Genomic DNA, 19,111 nt, shown 5'->3' with positions numbered 1-19,111 from the left:
TGAGCCTACTGCAGATCAACAAATACCGTTGAGATGACAAGCTCTTGCTTATTGAGCGTAAAGGCAATCTCGATATAATATGAAACGCAGGTGTCCGGAAAAACGCCGGAAATCAGGCGATTATCCTGTACGTCGCAGTCAATGGTCTGCCAGCTTTGCTTCATAAAGGAATATTCGCCATAACCGAATTTGTCAAAGTTCGAATACGCCATTGGTTCACAGATGTAATAACCGGTAGCTCCCGTAATCCGCACGTCTTTGCCGCATTCAACCGGAAAGCTGAATTTTCTCCCGTTAGGCTGAACCGTTATTTGGGGAAACTGATCGCCGCCGTTAATCTGGGCGTCTGCAAACGCATAGATTTCCTCCGGCTTCCAGCCATGCTCATGGCTGTGGTACATCAAGTTTTTAATACTTAGACGCGTATTGGCATGGTTTAGCGCGGTTACTGAATAGGAAAGGGAATTGGGCTGTATGGAAAAAGCGCTGTCATCATTCCACGCAAGCCACAGAACGGGAAGCTTCACGTTGTCGAAATTTCTCTCCGCCAACCAGTTCATCTTAACTTCGGGTCTTGTGAAGATCTGATTCAGATCGCTTAATCCCTCTCCGAGAAAGCCGCTGCTGTACACGGGCACCGCAAATGCAAATCTCTGATCGTACCCGAGCAGCAGCGAACAGATGACGCCTCCCCAGGATATTCCCGTGACCCCGATCTTATCGCTGTCTATGCATGGATGGTTACGCAAAATATTGCCTGCCAGAATCGCGCTCGATATAGCATGATACATCCACTGGTTTTCCATAGGCTGATCCGAGGTGCTCATTCCGTCGTTCAAAGGCGAGGGCACATATCCTTCTTCTTCGAAGACGCCCGTTAGTTCGTGTACCCATTCGTTTTCTTCCGATACCTCGCGGCTGCCGGCATTCTTCTTGCCGGGCATATATCCGGTTGTATCCATTGCAATCGCAGCATAGCCGCGATCATTCCACATTTTAACCCAACAGGCAAAAGCATGGCCGCCGCCACCGTGTATTAACACAACCGCCGGAAGCTTTTCTCCGGTTTTAACCTCTGGAACGCTTAAATAAGCAAAGACTTTTGTACGCCTGCCGTCGTTATAAGGAACGCCTTCGTACGTAATGGCTTCAATTCCACTGAATTCACCGTCGGGATGATAATCAGCTATCGATTTTACCTTTGGCATAGTTCCTTTTAATTTTTCAAAACTTGCAGTAAGCTCTTCTGCTATTGGCATGCCCATAACCCCCGCTACGCTTTGTTTATTTGAACTATACCATCTGGTAAATATTCGTCAACAATTTTAAACTGCGCAAAGCTGAAGGGGGGCTTTCTCCTATGCGGAGTCGCATTACCAGTAGTTATCCGTATAATCATCGACGACGCTTATGCAACATACAACCCTTGATTTTGGTCGACTTGTACGGTTTTTCATACAAACTTCCATCGTTTGAGCCCAATTCGAGTTGCTTTGTACGATTTTTCGAACAAATGTTCCCATTTCAACCCCAATTCGAACTACTTTGTACGATTTTCCGACTAACTTCCCTCCGTAGACTTTTATAGATAGATCCGCAGTCAAAGTTCAATTTCCATAAAATTGGAGACATTGCGACTCGACTATTAAACTCCTTGCAGCCACAGCTTCAGATCGGCGGTAGTGCTTAGAATGTCCTGCCGCTGCTCTTCGCCCGAGATTTCCCGTTCGATAATATATTCGCCCTTAAATCCGATATCGCCCAGCTTGCGCACGAACGCCGGGAAATCGACTTTGCCCGTGCCCGCCTTCACCTCTTCTCCCAGCCGTTCGCCGTCTGTCGGATACAATCCGTCTTTGACGTGAATATTGCGCACATAGGAGCCGATCGTATCGAGCGCGTCGATCGGGTTGCCTTTCCCGTACAGGATCAGGTTCGCGGGATCGAGGTTAATGCCCAAATTCGACGTGCCGATTCGTTGGATCGTGCGAAGCAGAACGATCGGCGTCTCCTGCCCGGTCTCAAACCAGAACCCTAATCCCCTGCTTTCGCAATACTCCGCGACCTCGCGGATCGCGGCGACGACGGCCGGATATTCCGGGTCCGTCAAATTCTCGGGAATGAATCCGCAGTGGGTAATGATTGCGGGCGCTCCGATCCATTCCCCGAAATCCGCCCACCTCTTCAGCGCCTCGACCCGCTCCGCGCGGTACGCTTCGGGGACAAGGCCGAGAGTGACCGGCCCTTCCGTGAAGTTCCACACCGCCGGTCCCGGTACGCCGGCCCACACCGCGCAGACGCGAACGTTCGCCTCGCTCGCTTCCCGAACGACCCGTCGGGCGACTTCGGGCGTACAAAGCTCCATATTCCAGCAGCTAAGCTGGCAGACGGGAAAACCGTAGTCGCTTACTGCCTGAAACATATTTTCCTTCGAACTGTTGTCGAGCATATGAATGACGCCGATATCCATTCTGATTCTCCTCTCTTATTCGCCTATCTTCACGAATTGCCCGCCTTGGCCCGACGAGACTCGCTCGGCTTCGACGATGCGGAGCGCCAACAGCGATTGCTCCGGGGGCGACGTTTCCACGGCTCCGCCGGAGAGCAGTCGCTCGGCGAAGTATTTGATTTCCTGGTAATGACCGAGGTTCCCGTCGTGCTCGTAGACCCAGGAAGGCCCGTCCGCCGGATAGACGGTTAACTGAAAATCCCGATACACGAGGGTCGCTTGCTCCAGATGAACCTTGAAAGTCATCTCGAACCCGACCTCTCCCGGCAGCGACAGATCCGCTTGCGCGTGGATAATTTTACCGTCCGAATACCGGAAATGCGCGGAGACGATGTCATAGTGCTCGCTGCACAGCGCCGACACCGCCTCGGGCTTCCCGAACAGCCAGTTGATCATGTCTACGTCGTGAATGTGCAGGTCGACAAGCGCGCCGCCGCTCTTCTCCACTTGGAGCATCCAATTCTCGTAGGACCACTCCGGTGCGCCGCCGCCCCTGTAGAAGGTAGCCGTCTTGACTTTGCCGTATTTTCCGCCGTCCACGATGCTCTTTAATTGCTCGTATTCCGGCCAGAAACGAAGGCAGTGTCCGATCATCAAGTTTTTCCCTGTTTTCTCCGCCGCTTCGAGCATAACCGCCCCGCTACCCGAATCCAACGCGATCGGTTTCTCGCACAAAACCGGCAGCCCCTTGTTCAACGACCGGACCGTGTACTCTTCATGCAAATACGTGGGCAGCGTAATATCCACCATGTCCAGTTGTTCCTGGAAAAAGAGCTCCGCATCCGTATACGCGTTGACGTTGGACAGATCGCTAGCTCCGCCCACATCGACGAGATTGCTCTCTCGTTCCGTCGTCTCGAATTTTCGCCCGTCTGCGTCCAATACAGCAACCAAACGGATCGGGAAGCCCTCTTCCTCCAGCTTCCTGTAGATGTCCAGATGTACGCGCCCCATCGAACCTAAGCCTACCAAGCCGACCTTGATCATCGCCCTATCCCCTCCTAATCGAAATTCCGCTTCGACAGCCCCATCATAACTTTTCGACAACCGAATTGATTTAGAAAATCCGTCGTTTTATTTGCACGTCTATTTGCAGAATCGAACGGTTATTTTATACTTTAATTCAAAGGGGGGCGGCGAGATGGAGTTCGTGCCTTACAGGCTGGACGAGCGAATTGTCGTTACGGAGATTTATACCTGCTATTATTTCGAGTTGTCCAATCGTGAGAGGTATAACGGGGAAAGCCACGATTTCTGGGAGATTGTCTACGTGGACAAAGGCGAGGTCAACGCGAACACCGGGTCGGGCTACTATCGCCTGAATCAAGGCAATATTCTCGTGCACAGCCCGAACGAATATCACCGATTGGAAAGCACCGGCAGCAAAGCTCCCAACCTGTTTATCGTTACGTTCAGCTGCAGCAACGAATCGATGGCCTTTTTCGACCGTAACAAGCTGTTCCGCATCGGACAAGCCGAGCACGCGGTATTGGCCAGATTGATGAAGGAGAGCGGCAACGCCTTCGGCCTGAACGAATATCCGATATCGCCCCGGCCGGACGCGCCGTTCGGAGCGGAGCAGCTGTTCAAGCTCTATCTGGAGGAATTGCTGATCCGGATCGTCCGCAACGAAGGCTCGGCTCCTTCGCGAGCTTCGCTCCTCTCGACAACGAAGGAAAACCAAGGCGAACGCCTTAGCCGGCTCATCGTCGACTATCTCGAACGCAACCTATCCGACAAGATCACGTTGGACGATCTGTGCGCGCAATTCAGCATAAGCCGGACGCAGATGAACATCCTGTTCAAGCGAACCGTCGGCGTCGGCATCATCGGCTACCTGAACAAGACGAAGATCGACCGCGCCAAAACGTACATTCGCGAGGACGTTTATAACCTGACGGAAATCTCCAACCTGCTCGGCTACAGCAGCGTCCATTATTTCTCGCGCCAGTTCAAAAGCACGGTCGGCATGTCCCCGTCGGAGTATGCGCGAACAATTAAAGCCCGAAGTGTAGCCCTTCCTGATTCCGCATCGTCTTCTCCGCTTGTCGGGCCGGCGTCTTCGGACTGAATGCCGAAGCAATGATCCGTTCGCGGTCTACCGCTAACGGGTCAGGCTTTATCGTTGTTACAACTATGTCTATCGGCTTCCCGCTCCAACCTTGCAATCGCGTTTTAACCTTTGACCGCTCTCAGCGTTGCGCCTTCCATAATAGATAGCTGCAGGAGCACTATCTACCGTCCCGGTTCATCAAGCGCAATTTCTTTCTCCATAATATAATCGTCCATAACGTAGCCTCCGCCAATATCCGCCACTTGCTCGCGAACGGTTCGAAAGCCTTTTTTCTCGTAGACGGCAATGGTGGAGGCGTTGTGCCGATTAACGGTAAGCCAGATCGCACCCAGCTTGCGCTGCTTACACAGCTCCTCCATGAAGCTCATCGCTTGGCTCGCATACCCTTGGCCCCTGTGCGCCTTGAGAAGGTAAAACTTGCTCAGCAGCAGCTTCGTCCCCTCCGGCTTGATCCCTATATACCCGACGTTGCGTCCGTCTGCCTGCACGAAGTAATACTCATAGCCTTGGCGCTCGATTTGGTCTGTCATAGCATGAACGGATTGAAACTTGTCCAGCATATATTCGATCTGCTCAACTGTAATGATGCTAATGAAGTACTCGTGCCAAATTTCGGAGGCTAGCTCCGCTGCAGTCTCAATATTCTCTCTTGTTTCTACTTGCCGAAATGAAAGCTTCATGGCGCTCCATCCTTCCTCTTGCTTTATCTTTATCCTACCTTCTCGGTCTCTCTGTCGCAAATCGGAAGACTAGGCGGGCTAGAAATCAAAGTTTGACAGCCCTTGACGAATTCGGCATAATAAAGGAAATAAGTCGAGGAAGCACCTCCCAAAGCCGGACACGTTCACGTGTTTCTTTGCGGGGTGCTTTTTGATTAGGAGACGGAGGCGGGGAAAATGAAGAAGAAAACTTACGAGGAATTGGTGAAGGAGTCGCCCGTGACCTACGAGATGTACGCGAACATGGAGGATGACGGCAACCGTTACGAGATTTCGGACGGGGTGCTGGAGTTGATGAGTCCTTCTCCCACGCCGCTTCATCAGCTGTTGAGTGGCCAGATCATGCTCAAGCTGAATGCGAGCTGCCGGAACGAGTTTATCATTGTGACCGCACCGCTCGATGTGATCCTCTCGGATACTGAGGTCCGGCAGCCCGATCTCATGATGACCCACCTCAGCCGGACGCATATTATAAGTAACCGAGGCATTAACGGCGCTCCCGATCTCGTCGTCGAGATTACGTCCAAGCACTCTCTTAAGCGGGACAAGCTGACGAAGCGCAACGTCTATGCCAAGTACGGAGTTCGCGAATACTGGATCGTTGATCCATCCAACTTTACTTTGGAGCAGTATGAATTACTCGATGACTATTATGAACTGGTCGATGTCTATTCCGGAGAGGAAACGATTCGATCACGAACGGCCCCTTGCGTTTCTTTCAGTATGGACGAGCTTGTAAGCAGCCTTCCCGTTCCGCTAGATCAGTTGAGATAACTGCTGGCTGCGTTGACTCCGATTTCTACTAGAAGGGAATGTTCCGGATGGACAAAAACAAAAAAGCTGCAGACAAAGTAAAGGAGCAGCCGGTAACCTACGAGATTTATGCGGAAATGCCCGACGATGGGAGCCGCTATGAGGTCATCGACGGGGTGCTGGAGCTAATGTCTTCGAGTCCTACAGCATCGCATCAGTCCATCTTATTGGAATTGGTCGATGCGTTGCGACAAAGCTGCAAATCGGATTACTTGATCTACTTCGCTCCCCTGGACGTCATCCTGAGCGATACGAACATCGTACAGCCCGACGCGATCATAATCCACCGCAGCCGAAAGCATATTGTCACTTCCCGAGGAATAGAAGGCCCGCCGGATCTGGCCGTAGAGGTTCTCTCCTCAAGCTCGCGAAAACGGGACAGGATGAAAAAGAGGGCGGTCTACGAGAAACATGGCGTTCCGGAATACTGGATCGTCGATCCCGAAGCATGGACGCTGGAACAGCTTCACTTGGACGAACGCGGGAAGTATGAGCTAACCCAGCTGTACGAAAATGACGAGCAGGTCGTCTCAAGCAAGCTCCCTTGCGTCTCCTTCGCGGTCAGCCGGCTTTTCGAGGATTTGCTGCAATGAACTCGAGAAGCCTGCGCCCGTACAACAAAACCAAGCCGGTTCGTCGTGAACAGACCCGAACCGGCTTGCTTCAGTTTACAGCTTCGTTACGATTAGAGGGTCGCCGATCAAGAAAGCGTCGTAGGCCGTCGTAGCCTCGTCGCCCAGTTCCTCTTGCCCCCAACCTACCTTAAAAGTTAACTCGACCGACTGCCCGGCGTATTGGGACAAATCGACGGCGACTCTGTCCTTCCACCCGGCATCTCCGGTTACCCAACAGGTAGCCACCAACGTGCCGTTCACCAGCACCGACGAAGTCATTCCGTCGCTAAGGGTATTCACTTTGCCGGGATAATAGGTCAAGATCAGCTTCTTCGCTTTCGGAAGCTTCACTGCAACCTTCCCCAAGCTCCAGCCTTTCGAATCCAGCCATGCCGGGTGAGCCTTGAACCCTTTACGCGCAATGCGCTCCTTCGGATCGGCGATCTGGGCGAACATCGGATCAAGTCCCGATTTCTTAATGTCGAAAAATTCCGCCCCGTTGGATAGGCCTTGCACCGTGTTTCCGTTCTCCAATAACGTCTCGTAGCTCCAGCTTTTCCGGATTCCTTTGAAGTCGTCTACCCAAGTTTGAAAGACATCTACTGCGACGTTTTTATCGGGCTTCTTCGCCTCGTCCTTCAAAAACTTCCCTGTGAAATAAGCTTTGGGGACAACGATTACGGGTTTGCCGCGAGGAGCCGCGGATTGCTCGATCATCCTCCCATTCTCGTGCTTATAGATTTGCTTGCCGTTCTCCGGCTTGTAATAGTAATCTTCCAGGAAGCCCTGTCTCAAGCTGGCGTAGCCTTTCGTTATTTGCTCGTACCAATCGGGCGTTGGCGTCCCGTAAGCGTCTACCCATGGCTTCACGTCCGTACTGCGGGGAGTAATCGCTTCGATGCCGATCTCTTCCGCATGGTCGTTAAAGGACGCGATCACGATCATTTCCGGATTGCGCTTAATTGCCTCCGTCCATAGATCGGTATAAAGCTTGCCGTCTTGGCGGTCGATCGGAGTCGTCGGCCTTCCTTGATGCGCCGTTCCCCAGCCCGGCATGACCCCGAACACTTCCTTGTTCGGAACGTATTCGTTGAACACCCAACCCCATAATCCCGTATCCGGAGCGACGCTGGCCGCATCCCCCGTCGATCCGGTCGCCCAGCGGACGGTAAATCGTTCGTCATCCCATTTATAGAACCAGTCCGGGGTCGTGTAATCGACAAGCAGCGGCTTGCCTTTCCAGTAATAATAGGAAGGCCGGTTCGCGTACTGCTCGTAAATCAAATCGACTTCCTTCATGTGAGCTTCGACGCTATTGCCGGCGTATTGCCCTGCTCCAATCGCAAAAGCAAGCTTAGGCGCAGTCCCCTCCGGCATGCTCTCGACCACGTCAAAAATAGCCTCGATGTTGTTCGCGATGTTCCCTCCGTCGGCAAAGTGGCTGTTCGTATCGTCCAGAATGACATAGTCGATGCCGGCTTGCTTGATCCACTGCATATGCGTGCGGATAATGTCCGGATCGTCGGACGCATAATCGCCCAGAACCGGACGATAACGCGTCCAATCCTGCCAATGATCCGAATAAGGCTTCTCGTCGTCCCACCAAACGGTATACCAGATTCCAATCTGCGGATGAAAACCGGCATTCGTCAACTTCTTCGGAAACTTATCCGTTTCCTTAATCGGCTTCGCATTGGCCGCACCTGCGCCAATAGATACAAGGATGCTTAGCAACAGTAATACGCCTCCAAATTTTCTTCTCATCCTATTCGTCCCCTTCGCATCGGTTTATTCCTTTCTACTGGGCCAGCAAATCCTCGATCGCCTGCTTTGTCATATTCCAATACATATCCGGATCCTGCTGCCCTGCGCCGTTCAGCCATTTCTCGCTCGGAGCTTCGAGCATGCTCGTGTCGGCTGGTTGAACGGCGGTTTCCTCGGCAAATTCATTAAACGAGTTGATGACGACTATTTTAGGATCTTGGATGAGTACCCGATTCCAGCCCAATTCGGTATAAAAGCCGCCTCGAACTCCATTGTAGGTTCGCGATATCCAATCGCCCACGTTATTGTTATGACCGGGCATGACCACCATCGTATCGGCATTGGCCTGTGCTCCCAGCGGATAGCTCCATCCGAAGTACAAGCCGTAATCAGAGACCGGCGGAGTTCCTCCGAAAACCGACCCGGGCTCCCATGGTACCTTGCCCTGTATCCAGCGTACGGTAAAGCGATTGGATTCCGTTTTGTCTCCGCTCCACCCCTCCCACTGGAGTCGGTCGGCATATTCCGCATAGGATACGATCAACGGCTTTCCGTTTAAATAATAGTAGTTGTCGGAACCGCCATATATGGGGTGATTGGCGAACTCGTCCCATACGATCTCGCTCTCGTCCTCCATTGTTTGCGGAAGATGCGTGCTCTGCATCGCTCCTACTGCAATCGCGTATTTGATCGGCCGGTGGGACGGATTCGCGTTCCAGATAGCGATTCTGCCTGCCAGCGCAGCGGCCCGTTGCTTAATATAGCCGTTATCTACGTTGATTCCGTTCGTCTCATCCAGGATCACGAAGTCGATTTTGGCGTCAGCGAGCATAGCCAGGTGCTCATCGATCACCGCAGGGTCCCCGCTATCGTAAGTCGAGAAAACCCCATTCGTTCTGGGAACGTACTTGATCGGTCGGCTGTTCGGCAGAAGCCCCCCTTCCCATGTATTCCATAGGTTCGGTTTGAAATAATAGAGATCGGCGGGAAGCGCTTTCCATTGTCCCGATGCCGGAAAGAAGGCAACCGGAGCTTCCATTCCGTCGCCGAACACGTCGGCTAGCCATTGCTTGCCTGATCCGTTGCCATGCCGTATCTTCCAATCCTGAGCGCTGCCAAACGAGGCTCCGCTTGATAATGCCCGGTACCAGTTGCCATTCGGGTTGCTGTCGGATTTATAGACAACGGCATCCGCTTTCCCGTCGCCATCCGTGTCCCCGACGAACTGGGCGGATGAACCGCTTCCAAATCCGTTCTTCCAGCGGGTATAGCCCTGAAAGGCATTCGCGCCGTTCGATAACGCCGTCCACCAGCTTCCGTCCTGATCGAAAAAGACGATGGAATCGGCCTTGCCGTCTCCATTAACGTCCGCCAGCATTTGATTGCCGGAGCCGACGCCATGCCCGGAGATCCAGCGGCTTTCTGCGCCGAAAGCGTTGCCCGTCGACGGAGCGACCCACCAGTCTCCCGCATTCCCGTAATACGCGATGGCATCCGCTTTCCCGTCTCCGTTCACATCGGACAGCATACGTTTGTTAGCCCCGATTCCGAAGCTTTGCTTCCATTTGGAGTAGCTCCCAAAGCCGGAGCCGGTAGACAACGATACCCACCAGCTTCCGTCCTGCTCGAAATAGACGACTGCATCCGCCTTGCCGTCCCCATTGACATCTGCAAGAAATTGATCCGCCGAGCCATAGCCGTGCCCCGTTACCCACATACTCGCGGCGGAAAACCCGTTGCCGTTCGAGAGCGCCACCGTCCACTTCCCGTTCGAGCTGTCATACAGGACGGCATCCGCTTTGCCGTCTCCATTCGCGTCGCCGAGCAGTTGGTTTGTAGATGCCGTCCCCAAATTTTCCGCCCATACGTATGCGCCTTCCTTGGCATACCACGTGCTATACCAGATCCCGAGTTGAGGAGGAACGTCCGCGGCCGATGCCCGAACGTCCCCCAACATTCCTGCTGCAATCACTGCCACGAGCGATATAACCGCAAGTCGTCTAAATCCCCTAAGCTTAATTCCCATGCATGCCCATCCCCCACCCGTTATGAAGTTAAGCGTTCGAATGAATCTCTAAAGAATACTTGCCGTCGTAGTCTGAAGATGTACCGGAAGAACCGCCGATCCAGCCGCCGTTCGTAAAATCGGGGAAGCTGACCGCATTCCCTCCAAGCGCCACCGATTGCTCCGACAAACAGGTCACGGCCATCCATGCCGCCGTATCGTAAACGTCGATCGGCGTCGGTCCGCGGCTAGCTACGCTTTCAATAAAGGCGCGCAGGCAGAGATAGTCCATTCCCCCGTGACCGCCGCGCACGCCTTCCTGCCGATACCACTGCCACAGTGGATGATCGTATTCCTCCATGTACTTCCCAAAGGCTTCCCATTCGTGAGGTCGGCTGCGCCCTTCGATATGGATCGATCCGTTATCCTCCATCCAGATTCCGCGAGTGCCCTGCACTCTGCCCGCTCTGGAATATGGACGGGGTAGTGTCGTGTCATGGGTGAGCAGAATCGTCTCCCCGCGAGCGCAGCGAATCATCGTCGTCACAACGTCTCCTTGAGCGAAGTCGGCCTTTGCCGCCGGATGATCCGGTCCGAGATTTTCCCGCGCCCACAAATTAATTCCGCGAGCCTTGGAGGACATCGATGATAGAGTCATAAAGCGATTGCCCCGGTGGATATCCAAATATTTCGCGATCGGGCCGATTCCGTGCGTCGGGTAGATCTCCCCGTTCCGCCGCAAATAATTGCGGAGACGATAATGCCGTTTCTCTTCGCCGCTGGCAACCTCGTCCCTCAGATCGTGCTCGTAGCCGCCTTGGCAGTGAATTAGCTCTCCGAAAAGGCCTTGCTTGGCCATATTTAGAAGCGCCATTTCCTCGCGGCCGTAGCAGCAATTTTCCAGCAGCATACAAGGCGTTCCGGTCTCCTCGAAGGTTCGGACCAACTGCCAGCATTCTTCGAGAGAGGATGCTCCCCCAGCTTCCATGCCGGCATATTTGCCCGCCTTCATCGCTGCCACGGCAATCTCCGCATGACTGGTCCAAGAGGAGGCGATAATGACGCCTTCCGCGTCGCTCTCATTCAACAGGTCTTGATAGCGCAAGTTAAGGCCGGGAGCCGATCTCCCCGTTTCTTCGATTAAGGCCGCCGCCTCGCGCATCCGGTCCTCGTACAGATCGGAGACGGCCGCGATTTCCACATCCTCCATGGCCAGCAGTTCCTGTAGTAGTCCCGTTCCCCGGCTTCCGACGCCGACGATGCCGAGCTTGATTTTGCGAATGTCTTGAGTTCGATTCATGATGCTCCTCCAATGCGTTCAGGGCTGTCCCCATTACAGGGGACAGCTCCGTTCTCTAATCGCGCCGCTGTATTGCCGCTCCTCGGTTACTTGACGCCCAGCGACACCTGGAACTTCGGCTTCATCTCCTCGATGCCCGCCTCGTATCCGCCTTTGTCGTTAAACTCGGCCACAAGCTTATCCCAAGCCTGGTTAAATTCATCCTCGTTCTTCGACATTATCAGTTGAGCCGTCTTCGTCGTACGGAAAGTATTCCAGTAGTATTGCGAGGTTTCGTTCGATTTCAGCCCGCTAGCCGGAAGCACCGTTCCGTCTAGACTTAGCTTCGAGGCGCCCGCTACGACGCGCAAATCTCCCCAAGCGTCGAATTTCGTAGGCTCCGTATGATAGGTCTTATTGTTATAGAAGGTGGCCGGAGCGGTCAGGAAGGCTTTGCTCGTATTGTTGATGCCGTAATACTCCGCCGTCTTGCCGCCGACCCCCGTCTCCGTACCGTCCAGGGAAGCCATCAACTCCTTGTCCTTGAACACCCGACGACCGTCGACTTTTTCATACAAGCCTGCGCTCTCGGGTCCCCACGCCGTAATCTCCATCGCTTCCTCCGACTGGAACCAGTCGAAATATTTCAACAGCCGAGGGATATCCTTAAAGCCTTTTTTAACTAAAATGTTGGTGAAGCCTGCCGGATAATCCGCGTCGATATAGGAAGGGTTGCCTGTCTCCAGCTCGTATTGCGACTTCGGCCAAGCGATCGGACGCATGTCGTAATCCGGATTCAGCTGCGCCAGGTTTTGGCGGACGGCATTGAAGTCAGGAGCGAAGAACGTGACGGCCACCCTGCCGGACGCCGTTTTCTCCTGTAATTGCTCCGGCTTCTGGATCAGATAGTCCTTATCCAGAATTCCGTCGCTGAACCATTTGTACAGATGCGAATAATACTCCTTCATGAACGGATTGTTGATCCACCCTGTCACCTCTTGGGTCGTCGGATTCGCATAATAACCGCCCGACGGCGCATAAATCTGGCTCAGATGGTAAGCCCCCCAATCGGGCAGCTCTAGCGGAATAACCGACTTCCCGTTTTCTTTCAGATCGAGCGCTTTAATGTCGTAGAGCAGCTTTTCGAACTTCTCGGGCGTATCGATCGCCGGCTCTACGGCCAAATCCGCCTCCGTCAATCGCCGAGGGTTCGCATCCAGCTCGGCCTGCAGCTCCTTCACCTTCTTGAACTTATAGCCCAGCTTCTCCAAAATATCCTCGCGTACGAACAAGTTCTGCGCGTAATGAGGGCGATAGTGGATGTCGGCATCGGTAAGGGCTTTCACATCCGGGTTGGACTGATCCGGCGTCGCGTTTGTCGGCAGCGCGATCAGCTTGCCGTCCTGCATCAGCATATTCCAGCCGGTATCGGACACAAACTTGTCCGTATTGACCAGCAAGTCCTTGTACGGCGTCAGATCCTCGAATGCTCCCGTTGCGTACAGCACCGAAAGGTTCGGATTGTCGGCCAGGACGACGTCAGGCAGATTCCCTGCCGCGATCAGCATGTTGATTCGTTCGACTGGACTCGTTCCCGCGGAAAAAATAATATCTTTGACCTTGATGTTGAACTTATCTTCCACGTAAGGAGTGACCACGTCGTTCGGATTGTTGTATCCGAACGGCGCCGTCGGATGGACCGTGTCCAGGAAGGTGTATTCGAGAAGCTCTTCCTTCACCGGCGTCTCCGCAGCTGCGGAAGGCGACGAGTCGGTAGAAGCGATCGGACTTGGACTTGCTTCCAAAGACGCGGCTCCGTTGCTTCCTCCGTTCGAACATGCCGATAGAAGAGAAAGAGACAAAGCGGATGCTAGAGCAAATCTGGTAAAACGATGCTTCGTGTTTGACATTGTAGATGACCTCCTGTGTATGTCTATCTATTCCTCTTCCGCCGGCGGAAGTTAAAACCCGTAAAGTCCTTTATCCCTTCACTGCGCCCAGCATCATCCCTTTAATGAAATAACGCTGCATGAACGGATATATAAACAGAATCGGAAGCGTGGAGACCATCAGCGTCGTCATCTTGATCGCCTCCGACGAAATCGTCGTTTTGTTTTGCGACATTCTCATAATTTGCTCGACCGTCGTCGCCTGCGACTCGAGGATGATTTTGTACAACAGCGTCTGAACGGGCAGCAGGTTCTGCTTCGTCACGAACAGCAGCGCGTCGAACCACGAGTTCCACTGCGCCACTCCGGCGAAGATCGCCAGCGTGGCCAGAATCGGCAAGCTGGACGGAAGTACGATCCTGAAGAAGATCCTCGCTTCTCCTGCGCCATCCATGGCGGCCGACTCCTCCAGCGACTTCGGAATCTGGTCGAAGAACACCTTGGCCAGAAGCATATTAAACGTGCTGAACAGCGCCGGCAAAATATACACCCAGAACGAATTGGACAAGCCCAACTTCACGATAACCACATAGTAAGGCAGCAAACCGCCGCTAAAGAACATCGGAATCATGAAGTAGACGAGCCAGCCCTTCCTTCCTTTCAAATACCGCTTCGACAGTGCGTAGGCGACCATCGTGGTAACGATGATATGAGCCAGCGTACCGATGACTGTCCGGGCCACGGAGATGCCGAAGGCGTTCAGGATGCCGCTGTTCGTCAACACGACCTGATAATTGTACAACGTCGGCTTGACCGGGTAGAAAGTCAGCGTTCGGGCCGAAGCGGCCACGCTGTCGCTGATCGAATACAAGAACACGTAAAGGAACGGATACAGCATCAACAGGCATAAGACGGCAAGCGCCGCATAGTTGAAGATAGCGAACCATCTATCTCCGCGAGAATACGTTTCCATCTGTTTCACCTCGTTCTACAGCAGTTTGGTCTCATTCATTTTGTTGGAAAAGAGATATCCGATGACGACCAAAGCCGCCGCGATCAGCGAACGGGCAAAACCGATTGCCGTAGCGTACGAGAAATGAGCCATCTGCACGCCTGTCCGATAAATATACGTATCGATCACGTCCGCCTTCGACTGTACGAAGCCGTTCATGAGGTTAAATACCGCCTCGAAGTTCACGGTGAACAACGAGCCGAGCGAAAGGACGAACAAAATCGCTATCGTCGGCAGGATGCAGGGTAGCGTTATCGAGATCATCCTTTGGAACCTTCCGGCTCCGTCGACCATGGCCGCGCTGTGAATTTCGGGATCGATGCCCGTAATCGCCGCCAGGTAAATGATTGTATTCCATCCGACGCTCTGCCAGATCGAAGTGACGATCAAAATCCCCCAAAAGTAATCTGGGTCCTGCATAAAGTTGATCGGCGCCAGCCCCAGCTTAACGAGCAGCAAATTGACGATGCCGCTTTCCGACTCCAGCAAGCGATAAACCAAGCTGGAAATAAAAACCCATGTTATGAAGTGCGGCAAATACGTAATCGACTGCACCAGCTTCTTAACCCTCGTGCTTCGCACCGCATCGATCATCAAAGCAAGAATAATCGGCGCGGGGAACCCGAATAAGATCATCAGGCCTCCAATCGCAAGAGTGTTGCGAAGCGCGTTGTAAAACTCGGGGTCGGACAGAAAATTCCGAAAGTGCTCCAACCCCACGAACTCTCCGCCCAGAAAACCTCCCGTCACCTTGTAATCCTGAAACGCGATGATCAATCCGACCATCGGCGCATAGGAGAACAACAGAACGGCAACCGCTCCGGGAAGCAGAAACAAATATAGAACCCGCTGCTTCCACAACATCCTCCAAAGCTCCAAGCTTCTCCTCCTCCAGTACGACTTGTTGTCATACCGTAAGTATAGAGGCGGAGGGAGGGCGGAAACAGATCACGATTCACCGATCGGCAGTCACATTTCAACGCTATGAAAGCGCATTATTCAAGTGACGACTCGTACTCGGCAGGCAGCCGCAGCGTTACCCTCGTTCCCGCTCCCGGACGGCTCTCCACCTGAATTCCGTACTCTTCGCCGAGGCCGAGGAGAATCCGCTTGCGCACGTTCAGGAAACCGTAGCCCCGATAGCTTGGCCTGGCCTGTTCCGAACGATTGATACGGTCCGTCTGCTCCGGAGCCATGCCGACGCCGTCGTCTATAATCTCGACGATGATTCTCCCGCCTTCCTTCGTTCCGCGGATCAAGAGACTTCCCTGTGCCTTTTTCGGCCGTAGGCCGTGAACAACCGCATTCTCCACGATGGGCTGCAGCAGCAGATGAGGAATTCCCATCGCCATGATGTCCTCCTCGAACTCGATTGTCTCTTCGAATGCCATATTGTACGTAAACCGGAGAATCTTCGTATATTCGCCAATCAAACGCAGCTCCTGCCCGAATGTTGAACGACTGTCTCCATGATTCAGAAAATGCCTGAAAAAGCGAACGAGCGCCTCGCTTACGTCGCTGATTTCCAAGGCGTCCGCTTTCTTGGCTTTCCACTGGATCGTCGCCAAGGTGTTGTAGAGCAAATGCGGATTGATCTGTGCTTGCAGCAGCTCTACTTGCAGCGACGACTTCTGCACCTGCAAGCGCACCCGTTCTTCCGTCGTGATTTTCAAAGCCTGAATCAATTCGTTAAACGTAGCGTCCAACTGCCCGATCTCATCGCGCCCGGCAATGAGCTGCAGCGGTTCGTTCCAGTTCGATTTCACACGGTTCATCTTGCGGATGACCAGCTGCAGCCTCCTTGTCGTCAGGTGGGCGATAAATACGATCAGCACGAGCCCCAGCAAGAGACTGACGACAAGAATAAAGGCGACGGCGTAACCGATCGGCTTCAGCGGCTGGGTCACGTCCGAATAAGGCATCAGCGCCGCCAGATGCCAGCCGGTTGCCGTCGATTCGATCGACGCGAACAAGAACTCCTGCCCTTCGATCGTTCTTTTCTCGACTTGCTCGCGACTTTCGCTGGCGCGAAGCAGCGCGACATCCTTCTCCGGCAGCATAGCGCCGGATCGGCTGCGAATCTCGTCGCCCGAGTCGCCCAGCAGAAACAGCACCGAGCGGGAACCCTCGTTATTTTGCTGAAGCAGCTTGACGAACACTTCTTCCGGAATATGAATCGATAGTACGCCCAGCTCTTTAAGATCGATGAAGGAGGTCAGCAGACGATGGATGGAAATGTATTTGCGGCCGCTCTCTTCGTGAACCCATTGCCACTGGTGCTTTTCCTTGGACTGCCTGAGTTCCTGTACCCACGTTTTTCCTTCGATTTCCTTAATATCTTTAAGAATTCCGCTGTCCTTCGGCAGCGTCTCGTTCGGGGTATAGATCGTGACGTTGATCAGCTCGCTGCCTTTCGTAGAAGCGTAGGTCATATCCATTAGCACCGGCTCGAGCACCTTGGACAGCTGGTTCTGATAGGCGTCGTACACGCTGTACAGATCGCCGTATTGGGTTCTCAGGAAATTTTGCAGATGGGTGTTGGAAAAGATGATTTCCGATTTGAGGAAGTAGGAGTCGAGCTTGGAGTCGATCAGCGCTCCCGTTTGCTTCAAGTTTTGCAGCAGAAGCTGCCTATTGGTTTGCTCCAATCGGTTCTTGGAAATCGTGTAGATGATCAGACCGGATGCGACCACGACGAATCCGATGAGCAAAGCGAAGGCGAGGATTAACTTGTGCTTTAACCCCCAATTTCGAAACTGCCGCAGCAATCTATCGCTCATATCAGCCACTCCTGTTCGTTCTAGATGCTAACGCTTGGACTTCTCGCGATATTCCTTGGGAGTCAATCCCGTATAATGCTTGAAAACGTTGCGGAAATACGTCTCATGGTTGTATCCGACCGCCGTCGTAATGTCGAGCACCTTCCTGTCCGTGTCCGTCAGCAGCGCTTTCGCCTTCTCGACCCGAACCTTCGTCATATATTCCAGAAGCGTCTCTCCCGTCTCCTGCTTAAACACTTGGTTCAAGTAATTGGGGCTATAGTGGAGGTGATCGGAAATTTTTTTGATTGTGATCGCTTCTTGATAATGCTGTTCGATATACGCTTTGGCACCTTCCGCGATCCCGCTCGGCCCACCGCTGTCGCTGCCGATCGAACGAAGCACGGAAGTCAGAAATTCCGTCAGCCATTCCCTTGTCTCCTGAAGCGTTCCCGCGCGAACAAGGCTTTCCCAGGAAAGCGATGCGTCGTCCCTTCCCGCGAACGGGTCGACCCTGCGCTCCCCGAGCCATTGACCGCAATACGCGATCGCAGCAAAACAAACGCCGCGGATTTCCGCTGGCGAATGGCGATCCGCTTGCGCGAAGAGCCGGCCGACAAACCGCTCGACCTCCTCCGCATCGCCTTCGTTCAAGACGCGAAGCATTTGCTCCCGCAAATTGACCGGCCAGCCGGCTTCCGGTCCGACCGACCTCTCTTCGATATCGCATACTCGAATCATTTGCCCGTATCCGCGATAAAATTTGTGCGACAGAGCCCGGATCGCCTGGCCTGCCGCATCTCCAGTCTGCGCCAGCCGTTCGAACGGTTCGCCGATGGCGACGGACACGGGAGCATTCTCGGCTTCCATACGGGCGATCAACTTCTCGGCCCGGCCGTATCCCTCTTCCAAGGCCATTTCCGGAGTCGTCTCGCGAGAGAATGCCAGCAGAACGATCCAGCGATCGTCTCCATAACCCGACCATAAGCTTGGGCAATCCGCAACGCTTGAGGCAACGAGCTCCCCAAGGCGCAGCGTTCGCAATTCGCGGGCGTCCGGCGCTTCGGCCGTTTCCGAATGCGGGCGATCGATTTCAACCGCCATAATCAAATAAGATCCTTCCGGAAACGGCAAGGAGTAGAAGCTTAAGCTGTCCCGAATCCGCGCTTCGTCCCAATCCCGGCAAGCTCCCGAGAACAGCTCCCTCTTGAACTTGTCCGTCAGCAGCGGCAGGCTTTCGCGCAGCCGCTCCTTAAGCCGCATTTCCTGTTCGGCGGCTTCGCTTTCTTTCCGTTTCTTAGCGATGATCGAATTAAGCTCCGCGAGCAGTTCTTCCTTAAAGACGGGCTTCAGGATAAAAGAAGCGGCGCCGAGCTGCACGGCGCGTCTTGCATATTCGAATTTCTCGTAAAAGGTGAAAAAGATGACGTGAATATCGGGATACTGCAGCCGGATGCGCTCTGCCAGCTCCAGCCCGTCCATAAGCGGCATCTCGATATCCGTAAGTACGAAGTCCGGGCGCTGGGCCTCAATAGCTTCAAGCGCCTCCAGCCCGTCGCCGGCTTCGCCGACGATGACGAGGTCGAGATCGGATTCCCCCACCATTTCCTTCACATTCTCCCGTTCCACGAAAAAATCGTCGACCAAAAGAAGCTTATAGGGTGCCATATTTGT

The 19,111-nt window shown here is 53.6% G+C and carries 15 protein-coding genes; 3 read left to right on the top strand and 12 right to left on the bottom strand.

Features of this window, described 5'->3' with window-relative positions:
• Positions 1–5: 5 nt before the first annotated feature.
• The 3 genes from J4772_RS26605 to J4772_RS26595 all read right to left on the bottom strand — a co-directional run bounded on the left by J4772_RS26605 (position 6) and on the right by J4772_RS26595 (position 3,496).
• Positions 6–1,259: an alpha/beta hydrolase family protein gene (locus J4772_RS26605; RefSeq protein ID WP_209072133.1), complete on the bottom strand. Its 1,254-nt coding sequence runs from the start codon at positions 1,257–1,259 to the stop codon at positions 6–8.
• 386 nt (positions 1,260–1,645) lie between these two features.
• Entirely contained in the window at positions 1,646–2,470 is an 825-nt protein-coding gene (locus J4772_RS26600; RefSeq protein WP_209072131.1) for a sugar phosphate isomerase/epimerase family protein, read from the bottom strand.
• 15 nt (positions 2,471–2,485) lie between these two features.
• The gene (locus J4772_RS26595) at positions 2,486–3,496 is read right to left on the bottom strand and encodes a Gfo/Idh/MocA family protein (protein WP_209072129.1); all 1,011 of its coding nucleotides are present in this window, start codon (positions 3,494–3,496) and stop codon (positions 2,486–2,488) included.
• A gap of 154 nt (positions 3,497–3,650) precedes the next feature.
• Between J4772_RS26595 and J4772_RS26590 the strand changes: the two genes are divergently transcribed.
• Positions 3,651–4,580, top strand: coding sequence for an AraC family transcriptional regulator (locus tag J4772_RS26590; protein WP_209072127.1), 930 nt, complete (start codon positions 3,651–3,653; stop codon positions 4,578–4,580).
• Between the two features lie 164 nt (positions 4,581–4,744).
• Here the strand turns inward: J4772_RS26590 and J4772_RS26585 are convergent, their stop codons facing one another.
• Entirely contained in the window at positions 4,745–5,263 is a 519-nt protein-coding gene (locus J4772_RS26585) for a GNAT family N-acetyltransferase (RefSeq protein WP_209072126.1), read from the bottom strand.
• A gap of 216 nt (positions 5,264–5,479) precedes the next feature.
• On the opposite strand from J4772_RS26585, the gene J4772_RS26580 reads away from it, so the two are divergent.
• Positions 5,480–6,076 carry a Uma2 family endonuclease gene (locus tag J4772_RS26580; RefSeq protein WP_209072124.1) on the top strand — a complete coding sequence of 199 codons (597 nt, stop codon included), beginning with the start codon at positions 5,480–5,482 and terminating at the stop codon, positions 6,074–6,076.
• A gap of 47 nt (positions 6,077–6,123) precedes the next feature.
• A complete protein-coding gene (locus J4772_RS26575; RefSeq protein WP_209072122.1) occupies positions 6,124–6,708 on the top strand; it encodes a Uma2 family endonuclease in 585 nt (194 codons plus the stop codon).
• Between the two features lie 75 nt (positions 6,709–6,783).
• Here J4772_RS26575 and J4772_RS26570 read toward each other — a convergent pair whose 3' ends face one another.
• The 8 genes from J4772_RS26570 to J4772_RS26535 all read right to left on the bottom strand — a co-directional run bounded on the left by J4772_RS26570 (position 6,784) and on the right by J4772_RS26535 (position 19,105).
• Positions 6,784–8,493 carry a glycoside hydrolase family 71/99 protein gene (locus J4772_RS26570; RefSeq protein ID WP_209072121.1) on the bottom strand — a complete coding sequence of 570 codons (1,710 nt, stop codon included), beginning with the start codon at positions 8,491–8,493 and terminating at the stop codon, positions 6,784–6,786.
• A 34-nt stretch (positions 8,494–8,527) separates the two neighbouring features.
• Positions 8,528–10,519, bottom strand: a complete 1,992-nt coding sequence (locus tag J4772_RS26565; protein WP_209072119.1) for an FG-GAP-like repeat-containing protein — start codon at positions 10,517–10,519, stop codon at positions 8,528–8,530.
• Between the two features lie 28 nt (positions 10,520–10,547).
• Positions 10,548–11,798, bottom strand: a complete 1,251-nt coding sequence (locus J4772_RS26560) for a Gfo/Idh/MocA family protein (protein WP_209072117.1) — start codon at positions 11,796–11,798, stop codon at positions 10,548–10,550.
• 86 nt (positions 11,799–11,884) lie between these two features.
• Positions 11,885–13,687: a type 2 periplasmic-binding domain-containing protein gene (locus J4772_RS26555; protein WP_209072116.1), complete on the bottom strand. Its 1,803-nt coding sequence runs from the start codon at positions 13,685–13,687 to the stop codon at positions 11,885–11,887.
• A 70-nt stretch (positions 13,688–13,757) separates the two neighbouring features.
• Positions 13,758–14,639, bottom strand: coding sequence for a carbohydrate ABC transporter permease (locus J4772_RS26550; RefSeq protein ID WP_209072114.1), 882 nt, complete (start codon positions 14,637–14,639; stop codon positions 13,758–13,760).
• Positions 14,640–14,654: 15 nt separating this feature from the next.
• Entirely contained in the window at positions 14,655–15,557 is a 903-nt protein-coding gene (locus tag J4772_RS26545) for an ABC transporter permease (RefSeq protein ID WP_209072112.1), read from the bottom strand.
• A gap of 116 nt (positions 15,558–15,673) precedes the next feature.
• Positions 15,674–17,458: a cache domain-containing sensor histidine kinase gene (locus J4772_RS26540; protein ID WP_209072110.1), complete on the bottom strand. Its 1,785-nt coding sequence runs from the start codon at positions 17,456–17,458 to the stop codon at positions 15,674–15,676.
• A gap of 27 nt (positions 17,459–17,485) precedes the next feature.
• Positions 17,486–19,105 (bottom strand): response regulator, encoded by a 1,620-nt coding sequence (locus J4772_RS26535; protein WP_209072108.1) that lies wholly within the window; start codon positions 19,103–19,105, stop codon positions 17,486–17,488.
• Positions 19,106–19,111: the final 6 nt, after the last annotated feature.

Origin of the sequence: Cohnella sp. LGH, assembly GCF_017671885.1 — a bacterium.
Lineage (GTDB): Bacteria > Bacillota > Bacilli > Paenibacillales > Paenibacillaceae > Cohnella > Cohnella phaseoli.
This window is presented reverse-complemented; position numbering and strand designations above follow the sequence as displayed.